Annotated in this window: 21 protein-coding genes; 8 read left to right on the forward strand and 13 right to left on the reverse strand. The window is 49.5% G+C overall.

The annotated features are described in order from the left end of the window. Positions 1-202: 202 nt before the first annotated feature. The 4 genes from BFC18_RS01015 to BFC18_RS01030 all read right to left on the reverse strand — a co-directional run bounded on the left by BFC18_RS01015 (position 203) and on the right by BFC18_RS01030 (position 5,247). Complete coding sequence (locus BFC18_RS01015) at positions 203-1,765, reverse strand: sodium/sugar symporter (protein ID WP_070123336.1); 1,563 nt, start codon at positions 1,763-1,765, stop codon at positions 203-205. 49 nt (positions 1,766-1,814) lie between these two features. Then, the gene (gene galK / locus BFC18_RS01020; RefSeq protein WP_070123337.1) at positions 1,815-2,957 is read right to left on the reverse strand and encodes a galactokinase; all 1,143 of its coding nucleotides are present in this window, start codon (positions 2,955-2,957) and stop codon (positions 1,815-1,817) included. After that, on the reverse strand, positions 2,950-4,002 hold the full coding sequence (locus BFC18_RS01025) for a UDP-glucose--hexose-1-phosphate uridylyltransferase (protein ID WP_070123338.1): 1,053 nt from the start codon (positions 4,000-4,002) through the stop codon (positions 2,950-2,952). The genes galK and BFC18_RS01025 overlap by 8 nt, the downstream gene beginning before the upstream one ends. A gap of 192 nt (positions 4,003-4,194) precedes the next feature. Further along, positions 4,195-5,247, reverse strand: a complete 1,053-nt coding sequence (locus BFC18_RS01030; protein WP_070123339.1) for an aldose epimerase family protein — start codon at positions 5,245-5,247, stop codon at positions 4,195-4,197. 279 nt (positions 5,248-5,526) lie between these two features. Here BFC18_RS01030 and BFC18_RS01035 point away from each other — a divergent pair, with 279 nt between their 5' ends. From BFC18_RS01035 to BFC18_RS01045, 3 genes are all read left to right on the forward strand, one after another. Then, a complete protein-coding gene (locus BFC18_RS01035; protein WP_070123340.1) occupies positions 5,527-6,528 on the forward strand; it encodes a LacI family DNA-binding transcriptional regulator in 1,002 nt (333 codons plus the stop codon). A gap of 87 nt (positions 6,529-6,615) precedes the next feature. Beyond that, positions 6,616-7,350 carry an RDD family protein gene (locus BFC18_RS01040; protein ID WP_070123341.1) on the forward strand — a complete coding sequence of 245 codons (735 nt, stop codon included), beginning with the start codon at positions 6,616-6,618 and terminating at the stop codon, positions 7,348-7,350. Between the two features lie 23 nt (positions 7,351-7,373). Continuing rightward, positions 7,374-8,768 (forward strand): M20/M25/M40 family metallo-hydrolase, encoded by a 1,395-nt coding sequence (locus BFC18_RS01045; RefSeq protein WP_070123342.1) that lies wholly within the window; start codon positions 7,374-7,376, stop codon positions 8,766-8,768. Positions 8,769-8,838: 70 nt separating this feature from the next. On the opposite strand, the gene BFC18_RS01050 is transcribed toward BFC18_RS01045, so the two are convergent. The 3 genes from BFC18_RS01050 to BFC18_RS01060 all read right to left on the reverse strand — a co-directional run bounded on the left by BFC18_RS01050 (position 8,839) and on the right by BFC18_RS01060 (position 11,795). Continuing rightward, positions 8,839-9,696, reverse strand: a complete 858-nt coding sequence (locus tag BFC18_RS01050; protein ID WP_083272845.1) for an alpha/beta hydrolase — start codon at positions 9,694-9,696, stop codon at positions 8,839-8,841. A 79-nt stretch (positions 9,697-9,775) separates the two neighbouring features. After that, entirely contained in the window at positions 9,776-10,363 is a 588-nt protein-coding gene (locus tag BFC18_RS01055; RefSeq protein WP_070123343.1) for a beta-phosphoglucomutase family hydrolase, read from the reverse strand. Between the two features lie 88 nt (positions 10,364-10,451). Further along, a complete protein-coding gene (locus BFC18_RS01060) occupies positions 10,452-11,795 on the reverse strand; it encodes an MFS transporter (RefSeq protein WP_070123344.1) in 1,344 nt (447 codons plus the stop codon). Positions 11,796-11,967: 172 nt separating this feature from the next. Here BFC18_RS01060 and uvrA point away from each other — a divergent pair, with 172 nt between their 5' ends. Together uvrA and BFC18_RS01070 are read left to right on the forward strand one after the other, a co-directional pair. Beyond that, on the forward strand, positions 11,968-14,790 hold the full coding sequence (gene uvrA, locus BFC18_RS01065; RefSeq protein ID WP_070123345.1) for an excinuclease ABC subunit UvrA: 2,823 nt from the start codon (positions 11,968-11,970) through the stop codon (positions 14,788-14,790). Between the two features lie 94 nt (positions 14,791-14,884). Beyond that, a complete protein-coding gene (locus BFC18_RS01070; RefSeq protein ID WP_083272846.1) occupies positions 14,885-15,373 on the forward strand; it encodes a DUF3299 domain-containing protein in 489 nt (162 codons plus the stop codon). Positions 15,374-15,467: 94 nt separating this feature from the next. Here BFC18_RS01070 and BFC18_RS21335 read toward each other — a convergent pair whose 3' ends face one another. From BFC18_RS21335 to BFC18_RS01095, 6 genes are all read right to left on the reverse strand, one after another. Then, complete coding sequence (locus BFC18_RS21335; RefSeq protein ID WP_083272847.1) at positions 15,468-15,722, reverse strand: DUF2442 domain-containing protein; 255 nt, start codon at positions 15,720-15,722, stop codon at positions 15,468-15,470. A gap of 4 nt (positions 15,723-15,726) precedes the next feature. Beyond that, the gene (locus BFC18_RS01075; protein ID WP_070123346.1) at positions 15,727-16,434 is read right to left on the reverse strand and encodes a 2OG-Fe(II) oxygenase family protein; all 708 of its coding nucleotides are present in this window, start codon (positions 16,432-16,434) and stop codon (positions 15,727-15,729) included. A 2-nt stretch (positions 16,435-16,436) separates the two neighbouring features. Beyond that, positions 16,437-16,841, reverse strand: coding sequence for an acyl-CoA thioesterase (locus tag BFC18_RS01080; RefSeq protein WP_070123347.1), 405 nt, complete (start codon positions 16,839-16,841; stop codon positions 16,437-16,439). A gap of 93 nt (positions 16,842-16,934) precedes the next feature. Continuing rightward, positions 16,935-17,183, reverse strand: coding sequence for a hypothetical protein (locus BFC18_RS01085; RefSeq protein ID WP_070123348.1), 249 nt, complete (start codon positions 17,181-17,183; stop codon positions 16,935-16,937). Between the two features lie 12 nt (positions 17,184-17,195). Further along, positions 17,196-18,887: a hypothetical protein gene (locus BFC18_RS01090; protein ID WP_070123349.1), complete on the reverse strand. Its 1,692-nt coding sequence runs from the start codon at positions 18,885-18,887 to the stop codon at positions 17,196-17,198. Between the two features lie 87 nt (positions 18,888-18,974). Then, a complete protein-coding gene (locus tag BFC18_RS01095) occupies positions 18,975-20,921 on the reverse strand; it encodes a hypothetical protein (RefSeq protein WP_139138921.1) in 1,947 nt (648 codons plus the stop codon). Between the two features lie 275 nt (positions 20,922-21,196). Here BFC18_RS01095 and BFC18_RS01100 point away from each other — a divergent pair, with 275 nt between their 5' ends. Genes BFC18_RS01100 through BFC18_RS01110 form a run of 3 tightly spaced genes read left to right on the forward strand, consistent with a single transcriptional unit; the run spans position 21,197 to position 25,075 of the window. Next, positions 21,197-21,856 (forward strand): (2Fe-2S)-binding protein, encoded by a 660-nt coding sequence (locus tag BFC18_RS01100; RefSeq protein ID WP_070123351.1) that lies wholly within the window; start codon positions 21,197-21,199, stop codon positions 21,854-21,856. A 9-nt stretch (positions 21,857-21,865) separates the two neighbouring features. Further along, entirely contained in the window at positions 21,866-22,846 is a 981-nt protein-coding gene (locus BFC18_RS01105; RefSeq protein WP_070123352.1) for an FAD binding domain-containing protein, read from the forward strand. Positions 22,847-22,858: 12 nt separating this feature from the next. Beyond that, complete coding sequence (locus tag BFC18_RS01110) at positions 22,859-25,075, forward strand: xanthine dehydrogenase family protein molybdopterin-binding subunit (protein WP_211481000.1); 2,217 nt, start codon at positions 22,859-22,861, stop codon at positions 25,073-25,075. Positions 25,076-25,111 lie beyond the last annotated feature (36 nt).

Genomic DNA, 25,111 nt, shown 5'->3' on the forward strand with positions numbered 1-25,111 from the left:
TGGAAAAAGGTACTACTAGTCGCTACCGCATGGGCTTAGGAAGGAGATCACTAGAGAACATTACAGTATGTAAATCAAATAACCAGATTACATTAACAGAGCATTAATCGATGCCCTAAGCCCTTGAAATAAAATAAATCGACGGCCAATAAAAAAACCGCCCGGAGGCGGTCTTTTCAGATTACTTGTAACCGGTGTTCGCTTACCACCAAGTGATATAGAACGCTGCAGTTACGATAGCGATGGCAACGGCTGCAATGTTGAAGCCTGAAGTGGTAGCAAAGCTCACTTCACCCAGCTCAATCGCATTTTCATGGTCGCCTTTCTTCTCGGCCAGTGACACGATAACTGCCAGTGCCACACACAGCAGGAAAACAATGCCTACACGGTCGATAAACGGCACATCCGGGAAGAACGAACGACCGGCCAGGCTCAGGAAGAATGAACCCAGAGCAGCAATCAAACCACCGTTAGCCGTGGTTTTCTTCCAGAACATACCTAACGCAAACAGCGCTACGATGCCCGGCGTGAAGAACCCGGTGAATTCCTGAATGTACTGGAACGCCTGGTCAAAGTTACCCAGCAGTGGTTTAGCCACAAGCATAGCGATTATCAGAGAAATCAGGCTCACAATACGACCCACTTTTACATAGTGATTCTGTGACTTATCAGGATTTCTTGGCTTGTAGAAGTCCATGGTGAAGATAGTTGACACACTGTTGGTCATTGATGCCAGTGAAGACACGATAGCAGCAACCAGCGCAGCAAAAATCAGACCTTTCAGACCCACTGGCATCAGCGTCATCAGTGATGGATACGCTTCGTCAGCACGGTTCAGATCGGGTACCAGCAGTACAGCAGCAATACCAGGCAGTACAACAATTAACGGCATCAGCAGTTTCAGGAAGGCAGCAAACGCGATACCTTTTTGTGCTTCCTTTACGCTTTTCGCTGCCAGCGTACGCTGGATGATATACTGGTTGAAGCCCCAGTAAGACAGGTTCATGATCCACATACCACCAATCAGTACTGAAATACCTGGCAGGCTCTTATAGTGCGGGCTGTCTTCAGACAGAATCATGTCGAATTTTTCAGGTAGACGCGTAGTCAGTTCATTGAAGCCGTGGATAATACCGTTGCCGTCACCAATTAGATTCAGTGCCGTGTACGACAGGAATAACCCGCCCAATACCAGCAGTACAACCTGAATGATATCTGTCATCGCTACCGCTTTCAGACCGCCGTACAAAGAGTATGCGAGCGAGAAAACGCCAAGGAACAGCATGCCGTACATCATGTCGACGCCCGCAATGGTATTAATTGCCAGCGCGCCAAGCCACAGAACTGCAGTGAGGTTTACAAATACGTAAACCGCTAACCAGAATACTGCCATGACAACGCGAACGCGATGGTCATAACGTTGTTCCAGGAATTGCGGCATGGTGTAGATTTTGTGCTTAAGGAAGATCGGCAGAAAGTATTTACCAACGATTAACAGCGTGATTGCAGCCATCCATTCGTAGGAAGCAATGGCTAGTCCGATCTCGTAACCCGAGCCAGACATTCCGATAATTTGCTCTGCGGAAATGTTTGCTGCAATCAATGATGCCCCAATTGCCCACCAGGGCAAGCTTGAGCCAGCAAGGAAGTAATCATTGGTATCTTTTTCATGGCCTTGTTTCTCACGAGAAACCCACCATGCGATCCCAATAAGCGCGATGACATATATCACAAATACCGTGATATCCAACGTCTCAATGTTCATATTATTTCCCAACGAATGTTATTTTTATCTGAATATTTTTTGTAACAGGTTAAGCGAAAGCCCCCTGTTCAGCCGAGCAGATGTAAATGGATTGTGTATACCCGGTGCGCGCATAATAATGTTTATTAACGATTTCTTCTACTTGGTTAAGCAAGTTTTTTGGCACCAATGCCACTACGCAGCCACCAAAGCCACCGCCTGTCATCCTTACACCGCCCTGCTCTCCAATAACATCGGCGATAATTTCCACAAGAATATCAATAGGTTTAACGGTAATTTCAAAGTCATCACGCATAGACTTATGCGACTCGGCCATTAGTCTGCTAACGTCGGCGGTACGCTCTTCATTTAGCGCGTCAAACATCTCCAAAGTACGCGCGTTTTCCGTTATCACGTGTCGGGCTCGCCTGAAAACTACCTCAGACATGTCGCTTTTCGCTGCGTTTAAATGGTCTATGTGCGCATCGCGCAGGCTTTGCACACCAAGAATCTCAACGGCTTCTTCGCATTGCTGACGACGAACATTGTATTCACTGTCTACCAGACCACGCTTAACGTTTGAGTTAATAATCATGATCGCATACTTGTCAGGAATGGGAGTATGTTGGATGGCCAGTGAACGACAATCGAGTAGCATTGCCTCCCCTTTTTTGCCCATGGCAGAGATCAATTGATCCATGATGCCGCAAGAGCAGCCCACAAACGTATTCTCCGCTTTCTGACCCAACAGCGCAGCCTGAATGCCGTTAACATCGATGTTGTAAAGGGCCTTGAACATTTTCACAATGGCCACTTCAAACGAGGCTGACGAACTTAAGCCTGCGCCTTGAGGCACGTTACCTGTGACCACCAGATTCGCACCTTTCAGATCCGGAAACACCTCCAGCAGCACCTTGCACACGCCGCGAATATAGTTCGACCAGCTGGCTTCTTTCACATGTTCGATGTTATCCAGGGAGAACCGGTTGCGCTCGCCATCGTAATCCAGGGCAACAACGTCGATAACACGGTCATCTCTGGGAGATGCGCTGATCCAGGTGCCAAAGTTAATCGCCGCTGGAAATACGAAACCACCATTGTAATCGGTATGTTCACCAATCAGATTCACCCGGCCGGGCGCCTGAATTGTTACCGTAGGAGCAGTGCCAAAAGCGGTTTCGAATGCGGAGGCAATGTGTGTATTCTCAGTCATGACGTTGTGTCTCTTTATAATGTACTTCTGGCTGTGCTTTTAATCGTTGTGCGGCTTGTTCTGGCGTTAAGTCTCGTTGCGCTTCCGCCATCATTTCGTAGCCCACCATGAACTTGCGCACAGACGCCGAACGCAGTAACGGTGGGAAGAAGTGTGCGTGCAACCCCCACTCAGCATGCGCCTCGCCATCGAACGGAGCACTGTGCCAGCCCATGGAATACGGGAACGAGGTTTCAAACAAGTTATCGTAGCGCGTGGTAATGTTACCGATGATTTGCGCCAGGCTCTGCTGTTGTCCGTCGTTCAGTGACAGCAGTGAGTTCGCTTCAAAGCGCGGCAATAACAAGGTTTCAAACGGCCATGCAGCCCAATATGGAACCACGACCACCCAATCGTCGTTTTTACAAACCACACGTTCATCGCTTTCCACCTCGCGGCGCGCGTAGTCTGCCAGCATGCTTGTACCCTGCTTAGTGTAGTACTCGCTAAAATGCTGCTGCTTTTTTGCCGCTAACGTGGGTAGATGGCGCTGGGCCCACACTTGTCCGTGAGGATGCGGGTTGGAACAGCCCATCATCGCGCCTTTGTTTTCAAACACCTGCACCCAGGTATAGTCTTTACCTAACTCTTCGGTTTGTGCCACCCATGTTTTCACCACTTCTACGCGTGCTTCATCGGTAAGCTCTGGCAGGGTTTTGCTGTGATCCGGGGAGAAACAAATAACCCGGCTGCAACCTTGCTCCGCACTGAAGGTGAACAGCGGATCGTCTGATGACGCGTCTGGCGTATCTTGCTGGAGTGCAGCAAAATCATTGCCGAACACGAAAGTGCCGGTGTATTTCGGATTCACTTCACCATTTACACGGGTGTTGCCCGGGCATAAATAACAACTTTCATCATAAGACGGACGCACTTCATTCGAGGGAGGCTCGTTCTGCCCCTGCCACGGCCGCTTGGCGCGATGAGGCGATACCAGAACCCATTCGCCAATCATTGGATTGTACCGGCGATGCGGATGGTCAGTAGGGTCGAAAGGTGTAGTCATAGTTATCTCACTTTATTGCTCGCGCGCCGGATTATTTTGGCAAAATAATCATACCTGGCGCTGAAAGCGAACGGTTATAACTTGTTGGCAATTTACTGCGGCTTCGCTGCAGCAGCCCAATGCCATTACAATTAAGGTAAACGTTTTACCTAATTATTAAAAAATATCGCTCCCTCAGGAACGATACTAAGATTAATCCTGAACGCTAAAGTTAAGCTTCATCCAGGTTACGTGCTCTTCCCCCGGTTTAATCCAACCGCCTGGAAATTCTGGATGATTGGGTGTGTCTGGAAAAGCCTGTGGCTCTAAACAGAGTGCACCGTCATCAACAAACGTTTGCGAGCCGGCAGAGGCCATACTCAGGCAGTTTGCAGAATAAAATTGCAAACCTGGCGTATTTGTCCATAAGGTCATTACTCGCCCACTCTGACTCTCAATCACTGTTGCAGCCGGCTCTGCGTTAGGCTCGGCAAAGGTATTGAGTACAAAGTTATGGTCGTATCCCGAACCTAGCTGCAGTTGTTCATCGGCTATTGAGATGTCTTCCCCCATGGTCTTCGGCGCTCTGAAATCAAACGGCGTGCCGGACACACTGCGTAACTCTCCAGTAGGCACACAGTCTGCGTTCAATGGGGTAAAAGTGTCGGCGTTGATCATTACCTGATGATCAAGCACATTGCCTTCACCCGCTAAATTGAAATAACCGTGGCTTGTTAAACTTAACGGTGACGTGGCAGTGGACGTGGCTTTCATCACCAGACTTAGCGTATCGGTATTGTCTAATGAATACTCGGCGATGATTTCCCTATCGCCAGGAAAGCCGCCTTCTCCATCGGGGCAAACAACAGTTAGCGTTAACGTTGCAGTATGGTCATTACTAGAAGATGTCGCCTGCCAAACCTTCTTATTAATGCCCGCGCTGGCACTGTGAAGGTTGTTGGTACCTGCGTTCTGTTCAAGTTGATACTTCTGCCCATCGATGGCAAATGCACCATTCGCAATGCGGTTGGCGTAAGGCCCTACCAGCGCGCCAAGGAAAGCCCCATCATTGGCATAATCTTCCGCGCAATCCAGGCCGGCCACCACATTAGTAAAATGGCCCTGTCGATCAGCAACATTGATTGCCGTAACAATACCGCCGAAATTCGTTACCGATACGGTCATGCCGTTATCATTGCGCAACGTGAACACACTCACATCACAGCCGTTCACAGCCCCAAAGGGTTTTACAGAAATGTCTGGCAAACTTTCACCTCAAAAATGGCTCGGTAAATCACGACCTTCTGTCGCGGTCGCTAAGTGCTTTACAGAAGGGTTAAATCACTGTATCTCTTAATATAGCGCAAAATGTTAACACAATGGCAACAATGAGGGTATACGTTTACCCTTAAAAATAACATCATGTTATATTCTCTTTAAATTTCAGGCAAACCGGTTTTTCGTGCATTTGGGATTAAATTTCTTAACATAGGCGGCCTTGTCCGCACTTTAGTAAAAAAGAACCGACTACAGGCACAATAATAAATGGCAACAATTAAAGATATCGCATCTGCAGCGGGCGTTTCACTGGCTACGGTTTCCCGGGTAATTAATAACGGGCCGAAGGTTGGCGATGCAACCCGAGCCCGGGTGAAAACGATCATGCAGGAAATGGGATATCGTCCTAACGCCAATGCCCGCGCACTGGTAACAAAACGAAGCGCGTCATTGGGGGTGGTTATTCCTGAACTACTTGAACCGTTTTTTGCTGCGCTTGGTCAGGGTATAGAAACCGTTACCCGGCAACAAAAAGTCCAAATTCTGCTGAGCGCTGGCTCAATTGAACAAGAGACCGAGCGCAGGGCAATTGAAACCTTGCTTGAGCATCGGGTTGAGGCCATGGTGGTGCATAGCAAAGCATTATCCGATGCGGAACTTATTGATTTTGCTTGTCAGATCCCCGGTTTTGTTTTGATCAACCGCTACATTCCTGAAATAGCCAACCGCTGTGTCTGGCTGGATAACGAGGCGGGTGGTTTTATTATGGCCGAACATATGATTAAACAGGGTCACAGTAAGTTAGCGGTTGTCTCAAGCAATTATCAAATTACCGACCCGCAGATGCGTATCGATGGCATTCGCCGCGCTGCTAACGCCCATGGTATCGACATACCTGATTCACACATTGAATTTTCCACGCCAGATCAGGAAGGCGGCGAACTGGCTATGCAAAAGCTATTAAGTCGTGATGTGGAATTTACCGGCATTCTGGCCTACAACGATGCGATGGCGTCAGGTGCGATGACCATGCTGCAAGATAACAATATAGCCGTGCCGCAGGATGTTTCGGTGATAGGATTCGATGATGTGTTACTCGCGAAATACTGTCGCCCCAAACTGACCACCCTCCACTACCCTGTGGAAATGATGGCCGGACTGGCCACCCGACTTGCACTCGATTTTGCTATGGGTAAAAGCTGTAAAGAAGAGACCCACAAATACACACCAACGCTCATTACCCGCCAGTCTGTGGCGGCGCCTCGCTAGATCCGTAAAGTCTGTTGAACGTTCTTCGCACGCATTTCCTTTTGTCTGCAATATTGGCATTATGGGGGAAAAACATCGGAGAAGTCTATGTCAGATCAAGGGAAATACGATGCGCTGAACTTAGAAGAGCTGCAGGCTCTTCGTGCTGCACTGAATGCTGAAGAAGAGCCTGAACGGGCGGCAGAAATTGATGCCGCGATAGCTCGGAAGCAGGAAGAAATAATAGCCGCACCAGACGCAGAAACTATTACTGAGCCAAGTGATACCACTATCACACGCTCTGTAAGCCATGAAGCTACACCGGCCAGCACCGCGTCAGAAGGCGCAAATGCTGCCTTCAAACCGGAACAAGAACCGGCACATTCAGCACAGCCCGATGATAGACTGGCATCACTCGGAGAACGCCTTGGTGGCGCCATCATAGACATGGTGATCAGTGTGCTTATCTCTATTCCTCTGGCTTTTTTCGTTGGGATGGAAGCCTTGGCCCAACCTACGTTTTCACTACTGCTGATGTCGATGGTCTACTCTGTAGTCACTTACATCGTGGTCCATGGTTACTTTCTGATTAATTTCGGACAAACTGTTGGTAAGCACTTCATTAATACCCGAATCGAAAATCTCGATGGCACCCAGTCTTCTTTTACCAACATCGTGGTAAGACGATACCTGCCGGTGGCCGTAATAGTGAACATACCGTTTATTGGTGGCATTGCCGCATTGGTAGACATTTTTTTCGTATTCCGCAAAGACCGTCGCTGTGTGCACGACTTCATCGCGGGTACCCGTGTTTGCCGCGTGCCTGAATCAATAGACGCGTAAGAACCCTTACAACAGGAACAAGAATGAAAAACAAAACCCTTCTTTCATTGCTGATCGGCGCATCAGCAATGCTTTCTTCACAAAGTCAGGCAGTAACAGACGATCAAAAAGTTATACTCGACTTACTGCAGTCTAATGCCAAACAAGATTCGCTGTCTTATGACGTTATCGAATCTCTCACCACGGAAGTCGGCGCCCGTTATGCAGGCACACCTGCCGCAGACAAATCCGTGCAATGGGCACAGGATAAAATGAAAGCGTTGGGTTTTGATAAAGTTTGGGTAGAAGAAAGCAAGGTACCCCAATGGACCCGTGGCGATCTAACCGCTGCCATTTCGGGCCCTTACCCACACAAGGTTGTTGCCTTGGCGCTGGGCGGTAGCGTGGGAACTAATGGCAAAGAGTTGAAAGCGGAAGTGGTAGAGTTTGCGTCGTTAGAAGCCCTGCAAGCTGCCAAATCAGGCTCCCTGGACGGTAAAATTGCTTATGTTGGCTACCGTATGGAACGTCACAAAGACGGTCACGGCTACGGTGATGCAGTGGGGGCTCGCGTTGCCGGTGCGTCCATTGCAGCTGAAAAAGGCGCTGTGGCTTTTCTACTGCGTTCTGTTGGTACCGACACCAATCGTTTCGCTCACACTGGCATGATGCGTTACAGCGATGGAATTAAGAAAATCCCCGCTGTCGCCATTTCAAACCCAGATGCCGATTTGCTGGAAAATATGCTGAAGCGTGAACAGCCAGTCACTTTCTCACTCACCACTTCAGCCAGTGGCCCTACCGGTAAAACAGCCACCATAGCCAACGTTATTGGCGATGTTACTGGCAGTGAAAAGCCTAATGAAGTCGTTACCATTGGCGCGCACCTCGACAGTTGGGATGTAGGTACCGGCGCAATTGATGATGGCATTGGTGTGGGTATTACGCTGGCGGCAGGCCACTATATCGCAGAATTACCGCAGCGCCCTGCTCGTACCGTTCGCGTTATCCTGTTTGCTGCCGAGGAAATTGGTCTTTGGGGCGCGAAGGATTATGTTGAACAGCACAAAGGCGATATGGATCAACATGTTATTGGCGCTGAATGGGATTTCGGTAATGGCGCGATTTACGAGCTAACCCCGGGTGTGGGCGCAGAAGCACTGTCTGAAGTGCGAAGCTTTGCTGAATACCTGGCACCATTCGGTGTAGGAATGTCGGATAAAAACGATGCCAAAGGTCAGTCGGATATGAGTGCGCTAGGTGAAGCGGGGCAACCCGCCATCAACTTCTCACCGGATGGCAGCGATTACTTCGATTACCATCACACGGAAAACGACACCTTAGATAAAGTAGATGCAGACGCACTGAAAATTAACACCGGCATTTTCACCGCCTTTGCTTATTGGGCTGCAACCTCTGAGACGAATTTCAGAAAGTGATACCGCGCTAAGCGAAAAATCCGTGACAAAAAAAGCAGCTTCGGCTGCTTTTTTGTTATTTACTCGATGGTTATAAATCTCGCAGGAACAACCGATACTGGCCTATTACATCCGGATACGTCATCGACTTGTTATGTTTACCGCCGGGTACCACGTAAATCAATTTATCCTTACTGGGCGAGACTTCGTAAAGTTGGCGACTAAACGTAATGGGTGTCGTGCGATCTTTATCGCCCACAATCAACAATAATGGCTTGTCTAACTGCCGAATAAAGTCGTCATTCTCAATGATGGCCAGTTCTGGAGATACCTGCAGGAAGGTAAACACTTTGGTCCACTCAGGCACCATGTTCTGCACCACATCGTTCACTTTGTTAATGGCACTGTCGAGCACTAACCCGTCGATATCCCGCTTTACCGCTACGTAACTTGCCAGAATAGAGCCCATTGATATGCCATGCACAACCGTTGGCAAATCATTCTGAAACACTTCTTTTCCGTAGTCATAAACCAGCAAGGCATCACGTTTCAGATTGTACATTCTTGCTTTGCCAGGTTTATCGCTGGCACCTGTGCCCTGATAATCCACCCACAGGATGTTCGCGGGCAGTTTACCAAACTCATGAATGAGCGCGGAATTGTTACTAATACTCATGCCGTTGTCTGGAAACAGCACAATGTTGACCTTGGGTTCGGGATACGCAACGGCAACACCCCGTAACGTGAGATCCTGGCTGTTTTTCAATTCCACCGTAGTGATTGTGATCGCCGCTTCATCTTCCGTTACCGCCTGATTTAATGCGGTAGTGTCCAGTGTGGACGGTGAATTATCCTGATGCAGGAAACTGGAAGAACTGACATCTATGGCACAGCCTGCAAGTGCAGACAGCATAGAAATGACGGCGAAAATACGAAAGCTTATGACCACTGAACGTTACGCTCTTATTGTAATTAATCGGAGTGAGTTTTTAGATTATAGAACCAGCTGGCGCTGACAGAAAGCACTATCAACCTTGTTGCACTTTACCGTTGATCACCATGATGCAGTCCATGCCGGCGCGGGAGGCCGCTTCAAAACCAATCTTTGTATCTTCAAACACCACACAATCTTCTGGCGCTACACCGATTGACTCGGCAGCTTTAAGAAAGGTGTCCGGTGCCGGTTTACCGTTGACGACATCAGACGATGTTACCAATGCATCAAGTTTACCCAGTAATCCGTGATGCCCTAATAGCGTTTCAGCACCAGACCGCTCAGCACCAGTGCCTACTGCGATTTTCTTGCTGCCCAAATTCGCATTGAAGATTTGAAACGTATCATCAATCAGCGTGGGGGTTTGGTCCATTGCCAACCAAGTGTTCTTCTTAAACTGCCCTACTTCTTGCGGGTCGTTTTGTTTGCTGTACTTGGCGTTTAGCAGCTCCGCCGTTTTCATGGTTGGCACGCCACCCAAACCGTACATGTAATCTAAATCGAAGGGATAACCAAAATGCTCACAGGTTTTTTCCCAGGCTTTCATATGTGCCCCCATAGAATCAATCAGGGTACCGTCCATATCGAAAATAATGCCTTTGTAGCGACTTAAATCTACCATCACGACTCCTTACGCGTTGTAAAACTGGTTGATGAGGTTATACACCGGAAAACAACAACTGGATGACTTATTCTACAGCTACCAAGCCTCAAGCATACTGGGCGAGCAATTCTCTGGCCGCTTTGGTATCGAATCCCTTACTGATTTTAAGATATACCGTGCCATCAGATTTAGACGCCACCACCTCATGCACACCTTCCAGCTGCAGCAGTGATTTTTCCAGTGTTTGCGGCTGAACATTGGCGAAGGAAACCTGCATGGATAAGCGACGTAATTTCATCACTTCTTTAAGACCAAACAGGATGACAATCCAACATGCTGCACCGATGGCACCGGCCAGATAGGCCGTTATTGGGGTCCAGATATCGGTTACAAGGCCCGACAATAAACCGCCGAGAAACGCGCCGAAGAATTGGAAACTGGCATATATGCCCATGGCGCTGCCCTTCTGACCAGCAGGCGCAATGGTCGAGACCAGCGCGGGTAAGCTTGCTTCCAAATAATTAAAACCGGTAAAGAACAATACAACAGCCGTAACGACTACCCATAAGTGGTGGTCCTGCATATTCATCATCAAAAATGCCATCATCATCAGCGCTGCTGCCGTGATAACTACCGACTTTGGTGTTTGCCCACGACTGATCCCCATCAGCACAATAAGGCCAATAATGGATACCGCCAGCACCGGCAGGTAGATGGTCCAATGGCTTTCCAGCGACATACCGAACTGCGTCAGCGTAAGCGGTAATTGCACGAACAGCAGCGTAATCATCATGTGCAGCACCATCACGCTAACGTTCAAACGCCAAAGCTGCGGTGACACAAACAGAGATTTGATTTCAGAAACGTGTGGCAGGGTGTCGCCACTGGCGCTGATAGTGACATCCGGCACCACCCATTTCACCAACGGCATACAGCAGATGGCAAGCACACCGGTAACGCCAAATACACCGGCCAGTCCCCAGTTCTGGGCAATCAACGGGCCAATGAGCACGGCAAGGTAGAAAGAGAAGCCAATCGCGATGCCAATCACCGCCATTACCTTTGCCCGCTGGGTTTCCCGGCTCACATCGGTGGCCAGTGCCATAATCGCACCGGCAATCGCGCCCGCACCTTGCAGAATCCGACCAACAATCATCACCATCATGCTGTCTGCCGATGCCGCGATAAACGACCCCACCGCGAACACACACAGCCCCAGCAGGATGACCGGTTTGCGCCCCCAGCGGTCGGACATCATGCCCATAGGAATTTGCAACGCTGCCTGCGTTAGCCCATACCCACCAACGGCCAGGCCCACCAGCAGAGGTGAATAATCAGGATAGTCCATCGCGGCAACTGCCAGCACAGGCATGACCATAAACAGGCCCATCATGCGCAATACATAAACCAGCGCCAGTGCTAATGCGGCGCGAACTTCTAATGCGTTCAAGTGTGTTCTCGACCTAATTCTTGTATGGCGGCGAAGTGTAGCACAAAACCACTCGTCGCCCACCTCCCCGTGCCGGTGAATGAGTGATCTACACCGACAGTTAAACGTAGTTAATGATTAATTTCCGCGCCGTCTGTGGCATACTTTCTCTTTTGGCAATTCTCAGGTTTCAATGGATAAAATCGAAATACGGGGTGCCCGCACCCATAATCTGAAAAACATCGATTTAACCCTCCCCAGAGACAAACTGGTAGTTATTACCGGCCTTTCCGGTTCTGGTAAATCGTCTTTAGCTTTCGACACCCTTTACGCTGAAGGTCAGCGTCGTTACGTGGAATCGCTGTCGGCCTACGCCCGTCAGTTCCTCTCGATGATGGAAAAGCCTGATGTTGACCATATCGAAGGTTTATCTCCGGCAATTTCAATTGAACAGAAATCCACCTCTCACAACCCCCGTTCAACGGTAGGTACGATTACTGAGATATACGATTATCTGCGCTTGATGTTTGCCCGTGTGGGTACACCACGTTGTCCGGACCACGATGTACCACTGGATGCACAAACCATCAGCCAGATGGTAGATAAAGTGCTATCTATGCCCGAAGGCAGCAAGTTGATGCTGCTGGCACCGGTAATTCAGGAACGTAAGGGGGAGCACGTTAAAACCTTACAGAACCTGGCAGCCCAAGGCTTCATTCGTGCCCGTATCGACGGTGAGGTGTGTGATTTATCTGATCCGCCTGAATTGGATTTACGCAAGAAGCACACAATCGAAGTGGTGGTCGACCGCTTTAAAGTGCGTGATGACTTGCAACTGCGATTGGCAGAGTCGTTCGAAACCGCCCTTGAACTGGCAGGCGGTAACGCGAAAGTGGCGTTTATGGACGATCCTGACGTTGAAGAAATTATGTTCTCAGCCAATTTCGCCTGCCCGCATTGTGGATACAGCCTGAGCGAGCTGGAACCGCGCCTGTTTTCGTTTAACAATCCGGCGGGTGCATGCCCCACTTGTGACGGTTTAGGTACTCGTCAGTTTTTCGATCCGGCGTTGATTGTATCTAACGATGAGCTGAGCTTGTCTGGTGGCGCTATCCGCGGCTGGGACAAGCGCAGCTATTACTACTTCCAAATGCTGCAGGCTGTTGCCGACGCCTACGGTTTTAGCCTTACCACGCCGTTCTCAGAACTGTCGAAAGAAGCGAAAGACGTGGTACTGTTCGGCTCTAAAGGTAAATCGCTGAACTTCAAATATATTAACGAGCGCGGCGACGTCATGGAGCGCAAGCATCCATTCGAAGGCATTATTCCGAATATGGAACGCCGCTACCGTGAAACCGAGTCCAACGCTGTTCGTGAAGAACTGTCGAAGAACCTGAGTCAGCAGCCGTGTAACAGCTGTGGCGGTACCCGTCTTCGGGTAGAAGCGCGCAATGTTTTCATTGAAGGCACCAACCTGCCAAAAATCGCCGATATGTCTATCGCCGACGCTTTTGATTTCTTTGAAACACTGAACCTGACGGGGCAGAAAGCGCAAATTGCCGAGAAGATCTTAAAAGAAATTCTCGATCGCCTTGGCTTCCTGGTGAACGTTGGCTTGAACTACCTCTCTATGTCACGCAGTGCCGATACCCTTTCCGGTGGTGAAGCTCAGCGTATTCGTCTGGCCAGCCAGATTGGTGCCGGCCTGGTGGGTGTAATGTACGTGCTCGATGAGCCGTCTATCGGATTGCACCAGCGCGATAACGAACGCTTGCTGAAAACATTGACTCACCTGCGTGATCTTGGCAACACCGTGTTGGTGGTTGAGCACGACGAAGATGCCATCCGCGAAGCCGATTACATTGTTGATATCGGCCCTGGTGCCGGTGTTCACGGTGGTCAGGTAATTGCTGCTGGTACTATGCAGGATATCTTAGACAGTGAAGACTCACTTACTGGGAAATACCTGTCTGGTCGTGAGAAAATTGAAGTACCGAAAAAGCGCAACAGCGCCAAAGACGATAAATGGCTTACGTTAACAGGCGCGTCAGGCAACAACCTGAAAGACGTGACACTGAACATTCCCGTTGGCGTGATGACCTGTGTGACCGGCGTATCAGGGTCGGGTAAGTCTACACTTATCAACGATACCTTTTTCAAAATCGCGCACCGCGAGTTGAATAAAGCCACCACGTCAGAACCGGCCCCTTACAAAACCATGGAAGGGTTGGAGATGATGGACAAGGTAGTCGACATCGACCAAAGCCCTATCGGCCGTACACCCCGCTCTAATCCAGCGACTTATGCAGGCATTTTCACGTCTATTCGTGAATTGTTTGCCGGTACGCAGGAAGCCCGCTCACGGGGTTACAAGGTTGGTCGCTTTAGCTTCAACGTCAAAGGTGGTCGCTGTGAAGCCTGTCAGGGCGACGGAGTGATTAAGGTAGAAATGCACTTCCTGCCAGACGTGTATGTGCCCTGTGATGTGTGTAAAGGCAAACGGTACAACCGCGAAACTCTGGAAATTCAGTACAAGGCCAAGAACATCCACGAAGTGCTGGAAATGACGGTGGAAGAAGCACGAGAGTTTTTCGACGCAATCCCGGCCATCGCCCGTAAGCTACAAACACTAATCGACGTGGGCTTGTCTTACGTTCGATTGGGTCAGGCGGCAACCACACTATCTGGTGGTGAAGCACAGCGGGTAAAACTGGCGAAAGAACTGTCGAAGCGAGACACCGGCCAAACCCTGTACATTCTAGATGAGCCAACAACGGGGTTGCATTTCCACGACATCAAACAGCTGCTGGCCGTTCTGCACAGACTGCGGGATCATGGCAACACCGTGGTGGTTATCGAGCATAACCTCGACGTGATCAAAACCGCCGACTGGCTGGTTGATTTGGGTCCAGAAGGGGGCTCTGGCGGTGGCCAGATCATCGCTGAAGGCACCCCGGAAGACATCGCTAAAGCGAAGCAGTCTCATACCGGTCGATTCCTGAAACCCATGCTGTAAACACGGTAAGCGCAGGATAGCGGTAGCTGAGTCGCCGCTACCCTGCGCTTATTTATGTCATAATCGCTTTGTCAAAACCTAAGATGAGTGAAGAATGGCTTTATCACGCAAATTTTTGAGCATGTTCATGCTCCTTTCCGCTTTTATCGCAACCGCCACACAAGCTGCAGAGCCAATTGAGGTGTTCTGGGAAGATCTGGAGCCTCCAGGATTCAGTGCGTTGCCGCCAGAACCAGTTTCTGACCATCAAAGCACTATGGCACAGGCCCAACCTAACGCGCCAGTGGTAAAAAAATACGATGGAAAACTGGTAAAAGTCCCGGGCTTCGTGGTGCCGCTGGAAGGTACAGACGAACTCACCACAGAATTCCTGCTGGTGCCATTTTTTGGTGCCTGCGTGCACGTGCCGCCACCGGCATCCAATCAGATTATTCACGTTACCTTTGAAGAAGGCGTTGCCGTGGAATTCAGCAGCAGCCCAATTTGGGTGACCGGCGTTATTTCCACCGACGGCTGGCAGGGTGACATTGCGTCAGTAGGTTACAGCATGAAAGGCGCAGAAATCGCACCGTATAGTTTGTAGGTGGCTTAAGAGTGAAGGCTTAGCGTCGCGCTTCCGCGGGGATGGTTTCCAGAGACAAAATCTTATCCCGCTGCGCTGCTATTCTCGGTTTCATTTACACACGACTTCGGTTACCAGCAAGTAAACCGGATACACTTAAGTCCTCGTCAAGCTGTGGCCAGTGAATCCCCTCTCCGTCTCCTAACAACTCCCACTCCTTTAGCTGAGACTCGCTGGCTTGAGAAAGTACTGGGAACCAGGAAAGTGGAACCGAGATAGTTCTCCCATCAATGAGATCTACGATTAAAGAGCTATCATCAAATGACACTGCCAGTGCCTGAGGATGATGTTCAACTGCCAAAGTAGCCACCCCTCTATTTCGTATAAATGTGCTCGGCGCGGTTGAACAGCATCCATGAAGTAAGTATGTACTTATCGTTGCTTTCAGGTATGCAGCCGCGATGGGTGTGAGTGAAGCCTGCTGGGGCGATGACCATGCGTCCCGCTTTGGGTTTCACACTACGCTGCTGATAGTAAAACTCGGTCTGACCGCCCTCTTCCACATCATTCAGATAGAACATAAACAGCACCACCCGGTGCAAGGCATCGTTGTGCTGCATCTGCGGATACACTTCTGAATGCCAGTAAGGATAACCACCTTCACCGGCTTTGTAGCGCTGGGCGTTAATATCTCCGATACGAAACAGGTAGTTCACCAGATTCGGTAATGCCGGACGACCCACTTCGGCGTAGTTCTCGCCGGTCATTTTTACCGGCTCGCCGGTTTTCGGATGGCGAACAGTGAGGCCAATAGGGCCTACCAGTGAGAAGAAATACTCATCGATGTATTTCATCAATTCGTTGCCTACCTGGGCCATCACGTCCTTCAGGTAGGGTCTGAATACTTCATCCCGGGAGAATGACACGTCCACGCTGCGCTTTTTATCCAGATCTACGCCGCCACCAGTCTGACCCGGCTTAAGATTGGCGCTTTCCTCGAAAGCGGCAATAATGCTTTTACATTGCTCTGGCGACAGTACGTCATCGATTACGGCGATAAAGTCGGTTTCTTTCGGGTGCATGCTCAGTCCTTTAAATGCTGTTCCATTTTTGCGCGAATGTCGTCGGGGATAGGCGCTGATTTCTGGGTTTCATAATTAAAGTGAACCATCGTAGTGGTACCGGTGGCGCAATGCTTGTCGTCCTGCCAGATTTCCTGATACACATCAAAAGAACTACCGCCCAGACGTCCTATCCAGGTTTTCACCGTAGCGGACTTGCCGTAGTAAATTTGCTGAAGAAAGTCGACTTTGTAGCTCGCCAGGATGAGCGGCCAGCGGGATAAATCCAGATCTGGCAGGAAAAGTTTAAACACCGGATCCCGCGCCGCTTCCAGCCAACCAACATGCACTGTATTTCCCACGTGCCCGAGCCCGTCGGTTTCGTAAAAACGTACGTCAAATGTGGTTTCAAAAGGTGTTGTTGTCATTGTTGTACCCTTTATTTTCTGTCGATACTCCCAGCATATCATTTATAACAGGATTCTGTAGCGCCATTCCGAAGCACACGTCACCCCATCTTGCTACTGCCTGAGTCGACAAGTGAATTCTGGGTAATTCGGCTCCTCTGCCCCCACATCCAATTCAGAAAATGCGTTTACCACTTCCTGATAAGCGGGCTTATCCCGCAGTTTCAGCACATCCATCTGCATAAAGTGCATAGGTTCGATAACAGGATCATATGCCATAATCGCTGACAACATCTCAATCATGTTACTGCGCTTACCCTGTGTGGCAATCTGGTAGAGCACAAGATAAAGCGGATCAGGCATATCGGCACCGGTCTAATAGGGCACCTCGCGTTCAGACAAATAGGTCATTTGCTCCGGTAGCCAGGCAGCTGCAGCCACATAAAGTAGCGAACGGCCATATTTATCCAGTTGGTAGAGGTCAAAGCCTTGCTCGGCCAGCAGTGAAAAGCTTGCGTTGAAGCGGGCGGAATAATCCAGTTGCTCAGGCACCAAACCGACGTTTAGCAAACCACTTAACGCATCTGCTTTATATTCTAAAACTGCGTAAAACGTGTAGTCGATTGCGGCAGGCTCACCGAACAACATTTCCTGGGCCTTGCCGGGATCATCATCCAGAATACGGGAGAAGGCTCTGCCACCTTCTTTTTCAGCATAAGGGTGATGAAGTACGTGCCATGTGTGCCGTTCTTTTCGTCGACATGCCACTAATTCGGGCGCTAACGCAAATAGTTCGAAGTCACTCAAAGATGAATTTCTAATACCTGAAAAATGTTCCGGAGACCAACTATTTTCAAGATTTCTGGCAAATTGAACGCAGCTTGTCATCCGGCTATTAAACTGCCCGTCATTCACTTCGTTTAAGCGACTATCGAGCCGTTCTCTATCAAGAGCAAGAAGCTCTTCCCCGCGGGGACTTGCCATTCTATTAGCTGCAGGTAAGCCTATAACATTCAGACCTGTAAGCTCACTAATACCATTAATCTCGTCGATACTTATAAAATACGGGTTCCGCACTCCGCGATAAGACGCATACCCTTCTTCACCATCAAATCTTATTTCAATACCCGCATGTGCAAACTGACCGAGGGAAGCCAACTCATCGATTAATCTAACCTGCATTTGCAGCTTGCTCAGAGCATCCTCAGATTCATGTCCTCGGTAAGCACCGTAGAGTTTTTCCAATCCATAAAGCCCATTGTCCAGCGCACCGCCGGTATAGTCATCCTGCAAAGGCTCAGCGTTCATGCTCAGCAGCCAGAAGCCCAGGTCGCTTCGGCCTTCGCGAAGGGCTGCATCAAGTATATTCACTTCATTTCTAATGCTACCATCAACTGAGATGGTGGCGTTGATATCATCCAGCAGCATTACCGCTTGCTTGATCGCCTTATCAGCTACGTCGTTTTGTTTAATCAGCCAAGCCACATCATCCGGGAGCATCTCGTCCCAGATAGGCACTTCAAATTGCTCCCCCTGTTTAACCGCCTTTCTGAGCCAGTCAGGCGCGGCTCTGCGCTCAGTATTAAGCGAAGCCTTCCCACCCATCACATCAAATGAAGTCAGTAATTCAGGGAAGTGTTCTTTGATAAATTCATGAATGTACTGATTAATAGTATCCAGTTCACTTTCCTGAAGTCGGGTTTGATCACGCCACATTATGGCCTGATTAGTGTGCCTGCTATCCAGCAACACTGTAACATCATCAACACTAAAGCCTTCCTGCAGATAATCTTCAGGACTGTAAGAGCGAAAATGCTCCCGCATTATAGTGTTTGCATTAATCTCGAACGCCTCGCAGGTTGTCGAATTAACAATAAACGGTTTGTCAGGCTCGGTGATGGTAGGCAAGATTGTAGAGGTTGACTTGTTCAGTCCGCTGACTGTTCGCGATGCCTGCATTGTATGGCTTTGAGTTGTTTCGTGGTCTTCACTGGGGGTGTTTATCCACACCCAAAAACAAGTTCCTAGTGCGGCAATCACACACAAAACAATCCCTGTTTTTTTCATTTTTAATCCTTTATTCGCTCTAACTTTCGCTTAGAGGCATCTCTTGCAAACTTACTTTTATCGATGCTTGCAGACGTGCGGTTCTTGTTAGTCCAGATAGCAGGTATAGGAAGGATATTCCGTATCCGCTCCTTCTACCCCAAGCTGAGGAAACTGTGCTTCAATAGCGGCATACACTTCTGGCGAGCGAAGTTTCAGCACCTGCATCTGACTAAGGTGCATAGGTGTTATGGGTGGGTCGTACGACATCACCGCTTCGAGCATTTGCTGATAATCCTGCTTATTGCGGGTCGCAATGTAATAGAGAACCAGATACAAAGGGTCTGGCGCGTCTGGAAGATGATAGTAAGGAACCCGTTGCTCAACCAGATATTCCATCTGCTCTGGTGACCACTGGGAAGCTGCAACATAGAGTAGGCTGCGCCCATACTTATCCGGCTGTTGAAGATCGAAACCCTGTTCAGCCAGCTTTGCAAACCGGAGGCTGAAGCGGTAAGAATAATCCAGTTCGGTGGGTATCAATCCGGCGTTCAGCATGGGCTGATAGGCTCGGTCCAGCATGTCGTATACTACTTCATCGGTAACAGAGGGATTTTCAGCAACTAACGCGAAGGCCGCTTCATAATCCTTTTTACTTATCAAACGAACAATGGGGTAGATGTCGATATCACCATCTGCTCGGAAGCGAGATCGGTGTCGTCTTTGTAACATTTCACGCTGGCAACTAACCAGCTCAGGGGCTTTGGTAAACAGTTCGTCCTGCGTCGAATCCTGAAAGTCGGCAGTGTGTAGTGTTTCCGGCTTCCACTTTATGGCAATTCGCTCCCTGAATTGCTTACAAGACGCAAGTTGTGTTTCGTAATCTTGCCCCGCCACTTTCGTTATCTCTTCCGCCTTCGCCTGTTTATACGATGCGATTATGTCTTCGCTAGTTGCGCTTGATAAAGGAGGAGCTTGCGGAATTGAAAGTAAGTTAACTCCGTACTGTTGCTCAATATAATCAATAGCGACACGCTCTATATAAAAAAGATTCACAGCGAAGTAGCTATTCAGGGTTTTGGTACTTTTTCCTACGTAATATTCACCATGCAATTCAAGCCCTAACCCCTGGAGCCGTTGAATCAGTGCGAGCTGCGCCGCGATAGTTTGTTGCGGCACGCTTTCGCTTACTATTTCAGGTTTATCCTCTTCAACGGGCCAGGATATGCTGAACATTCCCTGCAGGCCTCGTAGTGCAAAGTCTAGCGTTCCGCCCAGATAAGCGTCCTCAACAGGGCTAACGCCCTGATTTAATAACCACTCAGCTAAAGCCGGGCGACCTTTCATCGCCGCCGCATCCAAAATGTTAGTAGCCTGGCGGAATTCCATAAGTTGGACATTGCTCGACAACATCGCTTCCGGTTCACTCATTAACGCAAACGCTTCTTTGAGCCGGGAATCATCGATATTTTCCTGCCCGATCAGCCAGGCAATATCTTCTGGCGATACTTCTTTGTCCTGGTATTTGGTGAAAGGCTGGTTCGCTTCTATTGCCTGTTTGAGCCAGGGAGATGGGATTTTTGTGACAACGCTTAAGCCTGAAGCTCGCAGCTTATCTGAAAGCAATGCCTGGAACTGTTCATTCAGCGATTTGTCCAGCTGACTCAGTTTGGCAGCCTCTTTACGCTTTACATCCCGCCATTCTCTGGCGAAGTTTTCATTTTTCATCGCCTGAATGAGTAGGGTTACATCATCAATGGAATTGCCTTCTGATAAAAGCGTATCGGCATCGATAGCTTGTCCGAACATTCTGGAGGCTTGCTCGACAAGACGTTCAAGATTATCACAGCGGGATTCTGAAGGCTCAGACCAGGAGACATCTGATGACGGCTGCGGAGCCGACATGACATTTAAGTCTCCAATAAAGATTTTTCCGTCGGATGTTTTGATTACGTCAAGACCATCCTGTAGTGGCTCTTCATCAGAAGTCGCCAACAAAAAGTAAGCGCCCACTAGCATCGCAATGCCTAGCAGGCTAAATATTAGCTTTCTCACATCTATCCTTGCTGTTGAGAAATTGAAGAAAGAAAAAGCTATCACATCAGGTGGAGCATTACCAAATATCTAATCAATCTTGTTACTCAGCCACAGCGTGCGACAGAAGCTATTTGTAATGTTTGTAAATGATCTTCCTTTACAAACCCTCCCGTAGAGAACAGGACTTATTCAGTTCCACCGGCCACATTGTCGCAGTCTGACATTCAACACACCACAGGCCATTGCTGAATTTACTACAGGCAAAAACACCACAGATAAACCAGGAGTGATTCATGGCACATGATAAATCAAGGCCATTAAGTAAACACCGGGAAGGTTTTAAAAGTTATACGGCATCCCGTTCCCGCAGAAACTTCATAAAAGGCGTTGGTTTATCCGGCGTTGCCGTTGCCGCCAGCGGATGCGCAACTCAGGGTATGGCGCTGGATCAGGAGGATGAAGCTATGTCTGATCCAGAAGCTGTGAATAAAGTCGAAATTACCTTAAACGTCAATGGTCAGCCTCGCAAGATGAAGGTTTTACCCAATGCAGTGCTGCTCGACGTTCTACGCGATGACCTGGTATTAACGGGCACTAAAAAGGGCTGTGATCACGGCCAGTGCGGTGCCTGCAACGTACACGTAAATGGCGATGTGATTAATTCTTGCCTAAGTCTGGCGGTGATGCACGACGGCGATGATATCACCACTGTTGAGGGACTTTCGACAGAGGGTGAAATGAGCGCGGTGCAAAAAGCATTTCACGAATGCGACGCTTATCAATGTGGCTACTGTACTGCCGGGCAAATGATGACGGCGACGTATGTGCTTAACAGTGATGATATTCCTGCCAGCCCCGAAGCCTGGAAAGAGGCGATGAGCGGCAACATCTGTCGCTGCGGAGCGTACAAGAATATTCTTTCTGCTATGCAGCAAGCCAGTGAAACCGCGTAGGAGGCGAACATGAGACAATTTTCATATGTACGCGCAGAAAGCGCAGCGCAAGCCGTTTCCGCAAAGGGCATCGAGGCTAACGAATTTCTTGCTGGCGGCTCCACACTCATTGATTTGGTGAAGCTGGATGTGATGCAACCTGAAACGGTTGTCGATATAAACAGTCTGCCACTTTATGACATTGAAGAGCTGGCTGATGGCCGACTTAAAATTGGTGCATTGGTGTCGAATACTGCTTTGGCCTATCACCCCGTAGTCAAAGAGAAATACGCGGTGCTTTCAGCGGCCTTGTTATCTGGCGCATCGACTTCCCTGCGCAACAAAGCGACGACCGGCGGCAACGTGATGCAGCGGGTTCGTTGTTCTTATTTTCGCGACGGCATATCACCTTGCAATAAACGCGAGCCCGGAAGCGGCTGTGCGGCCATTGGCGGTCATAACCGATCTGTGCATGCGGTACTTGGTACCAGCGAGCATTGTATCGCCAGCCATCCGTCAGACATGTGTGTAGCCATGGCAGCCATTGGCGCTACCGTTGTGGTGAAAGGTCCGCAAGGCGAACGCGAGATTCCGTTTACCGATTTTCACTTGCAGCCTGGTAACACGCCACAGAAAGAACATGCCAAGGCTGCTGATGAACTTATCACCCACGTGATCCTTGATAAACCCATCGCGGGCAACCGATCTCATTACCTTAAACTGCGCGACCGGGCTTCCTATCAGTTTGCGTTGGCGTCCAGTGCGGTCATCGTGTCTGTTGAAGGCGGTGCAATCAAAGAGGCACGACTGGCTATGGGCGGCGTTGCCACAAAGCCCTGGCGTGCATTCGAGGCAGAGCAGTCGTTAATCGGCAAAGCGCCTTCTGCACAGGCTTTCCAGCAGGCCGCTGAAATTGCGTTTAAAGATGCAGTGCCGCAGTCGCAAAATGCGTTCAAAATCCCGCTCGGTAAAAACGCCGTGATTCGCAGCCTGAAAACCGTGACCGCTTAGGAGGACAGCAAAATGGAAATGAAAGACGCAAAAGTTTTGGGTGCTGCCCTTCCTCGTGTAGACGGCCCGCAGAAACTTACTGGTCAGGCCATGTATGCTGCCGATCACCATCTTGAAAATATGCTTTATGGCTATGGTGTGTACAGCACCATCAGCAAAGGAACGATTACAGATATTGATACCAGCGCCGCGAAGCAAATGCCCGGCGTGGTGGATGTGTTCCATCACAATCACTTTACTGATCGTATCTATAAAGCCCCTACCAGTATGAAGAAGGGTTTAAAGGTGGACGAAAGTCGCCTGCCTTTCGAAGATAATAAGGTGTATTACGCCGGCCAGATGGTAGCTTATGTGGTTGCCGACACCTTTGCTAAAGCCCGGGAAGCGGCACTGAAAATTAAGGTATCCTATCAAGAAGACAGCAATCCGGTATCGTCAATAAATCAAGCCCGGGCTGCTGGCGTTGAGGTGCAGGAACAGAAGCCGGTTGGTAAAAGTCGTGGTGATGCAGAGACTGCATTCAGTAATTCAGCCTATACCCACGAAGCAACCTACACCACACCAGTTGAAACGCATAATCCTATGGAAATGCATGCCACCACGGCGTATTGGGAAAATGGTCGTTTGGTAGTCTATGAAAGTACCCAGGGCGTAACGTTCAGTCGTAACACCATTGCTCGGGTATTTGGCCTGGTGCAGGAAAACGTGGTGGTTAAAACCCCGTTTCTTGGTTCAGGTTTTGGCGGCAAGCTTTTTAGCTGGCCCCATTGTTTCGCGACAGCGGCCATCTCACGTGAACTGGGCAAACCGGTGCATTTTATGGTGCCCCGTGCACAGATGTTTACTACAACCGGTCACCGCTCTAGTACGGAACAAACGCTGCGCATGAGTGCAGATGAAAACGGGAATTTCACTTCAATTGCCCATCACACGCTGAACAGCACTTCAGAAATTGATACCCGGGTAGAAAGTGCTGGTGTCATCACCCCGATTTTCTACAAGTGTCCCAATGTGGATGTGGCGAACAATGTGATTCCTTTGAACACGGGCAGCCCGGCTTCCATGCGAGCCCCGGGCGCAGCGCCAGGTCTGTTTGCGTCGGAGTCCGCCATTGATGAACTCGCTGTCGCGATGAACATGGATCCGCTGGAATTACGCCGCAAAAACTATACTGACCGCGACCAGACCGAAGATTTACCGTGGTCAGATATTAATATTCTGGAAGCTTACGATAAGGGCGCGGCTAAATTTGGCTGGGACAAGCGAACTCCCGAGCCCGGCTCTATGCGTGATGGCAAGGATGTGCTTGGCTGGGGCGTAGCTGCCTGCGCCTGGGATGCCATGAAAAACCCCAGTAAAGCCAGTGTGTCCTTTCTGTCGAACGGAAAAGTCCGCGTGTCTTGCGCGATTCAGGATATTGGTACAGGTACCTACAATGTGATGGCGCAAGCGGTGGCTGCTGCCACCGGTGTTGACGTTGAGAACGTTGAGGTCAAAATTGGTGATTCAGATTATGTGGACGGCCCGCTATCCGGCGGCTCCTGGGCCACAGCCAGTGTGCTGCCTGCGGTGAAAGACGCCTGCGAAAACGCCATTGAAGAACTGAAATCCTACGCGGTAATGAAAAACTCGCCGTTCGCTGATGCAAAAGAAGACGACCTCACCTTTGCCGATGGCATGCTGTCTGATAGCAACGGCACCTCCATCGCCTTTGCCGACATCCTGAAATCGCAAAAACTGGCGAGCGCAGAGGGCGAAGGCAGTTCAGATGCCTCCATGAAGGAAGGGTTCTCCAGCCGGGTATTCGGTGTTCACTTCGTGGAAGTAAAATGGGACCCGGAAATTGCTGATTTACGGGTTTCCCGGGTAGTCAGCGCTATCGATGTGGGTAAAATCATTAACCACAAAACTGCTACCAACCAGGTTTCGGGGGCAGTGGTGATGGGTATTGGCATGGCGATGTTCGAGCATACTGAGTATGACGAACGTACCGGTCGCCCGACCAACAATAATATCGCTGAATATCTGATGCCGGTGCATGCCGACATGCCTGACGAACTGGACGTGATCCTGCTTGATAAGCCGGATTACAACTTCAGTGAAGTGGGTGCAAAAGGTTTAGGAGAGATAGGGATCACCGGTCTGGCCGCGGCAGTAGCCAATGCGGTTTATCATGCTACCGGCAAACGAATACGTGATTTACCCATTACTATCGATAAGCTGATTTAGTCAGTTCGCAGATATATCAAAGGCGCCGATGGCGCC

Source organism: Alteromonas confluentis (genome assembly GCF_001757105.1).
GTDB lineage: Bacteria > Pseudomonadota > Gammaproteobacteria > Enterobacterales > Alteromonadaceae > Alteromonas > Alteromonas confluentis.

Excerpts from the sequence above, each read along its gene's own strand:
- BFC18_RS01105 (WP_070123352.1), top strand. The coding sequence starts at position 21,866 with ATGAGACAATTTTCATATGTACGCGCAGAAAGCGCAGCGCAAGCCGTT.
- BFC18_RS01045 (WP_070123342.1), top strand. The coding sequence starts at position 7,374 with ATGAAAAACAAAACCCTTCTTTCATTGCTGATCGGCGCATCAGCAATG.
- galK (WP_070123337.1), bottom strand. The coding sequence starts at position 2,957 with ATGACTGAGAATACACACATTGCCTCCGCATTCGAAACCGCTTTTGGC.
- BFC18_RS01070 (WP_083272846.1), top strand. The coding sequence starts at position 14,885 with ATGGCTTTATCACGCAAATTTTTGAGCATGTTCATGCTCCTTTCCGCT.
- BFC18_RS01085 (WP_070123348.1), bottom strand. The coding sequence starts at position 17,183 with ATGCCTGATCCGCTTTATCTTGTGCTCTACCAGATTGCCACACAGGGT.
- BFC18_RS01025 (WP_070123338.1), bottom strand. The coding sequence starts at position 4,002 with ATGACTACACCTTTCGACCCTACTGACCATCCGCATCGCCGGTACAAT.
- BFC18_RS01090 (WP_070123349.1), bottom strand. The coding sequence starts at position 18,887 with ATGAAAAAAACAGGGATTGTTTTGTGTGTGATTGCCGCACTAGGAACT.
- BFC18_RS01110 (WP_211481000.1), top strand. The coding sequence starts at position 22,859 with ATGGAAATGAAAGACGCAAAAGTTTTGGGTGCTGCCCTTCCTCGTGTA.
- BFC18_RS01080 (WP_070123347.1), bottom strand. The coding sequence starts at position 16,841 with ATGACAACAACACCTTTTGAAACCACATTTGACGTACGTTTTTACGAA.
- BFC18_RS01075 (WP_070123346.1), bottom strand. The coding sequence starts at position 16,434 with ATGCACCCGAAAGAAACCGACTTTATCGCCGTAATCGATGACGTACTG.
- BFC18_RS01055 (WP_070123343.1), bottom strand. The coding sequence starts at position 10,363 with ATGGTAGATTTAAGTCGCTACAAAGGCATTATTTTCGATATGGACGGT.
- BFC18_RS01040 (WP_070123341.1), top strand. The coding sequence starts at position 6,616 with ATGTCAGATCAAGGGAAATACGATGCGCTGAACTTAGAAGAGCTGCAG.
- BFC18_RS01100 (WP_070123351.1), top strand. The coding sequence starts at position 21,197 with ATGGCACATGATAAATCAAGGCCATTAAGTAAACACCGGGAAGGTTTT.
- BFC18_RS01035 (WP_070123340.1), top strand. The coding sequence starts at position 5,527 with ATGGCAACAATTAAAGATATCGCATCTGCAGCGGGCGTTTCACTGGCT.
- uvrA (WP_070123345.1), top strand. The coding sequence starts at position 11,968 with ATGGATAAAATCGAAATACGGGGTGCCCGCACCCATAATCTGAAAAAC.
- BFC18_RS01015 (WP_070123336.1), bottom strand. The coding sequence starts at position 1,765 with ATGAACATTGAGACGTTGGATATCACGGTATTTGTGATATATGTCATC.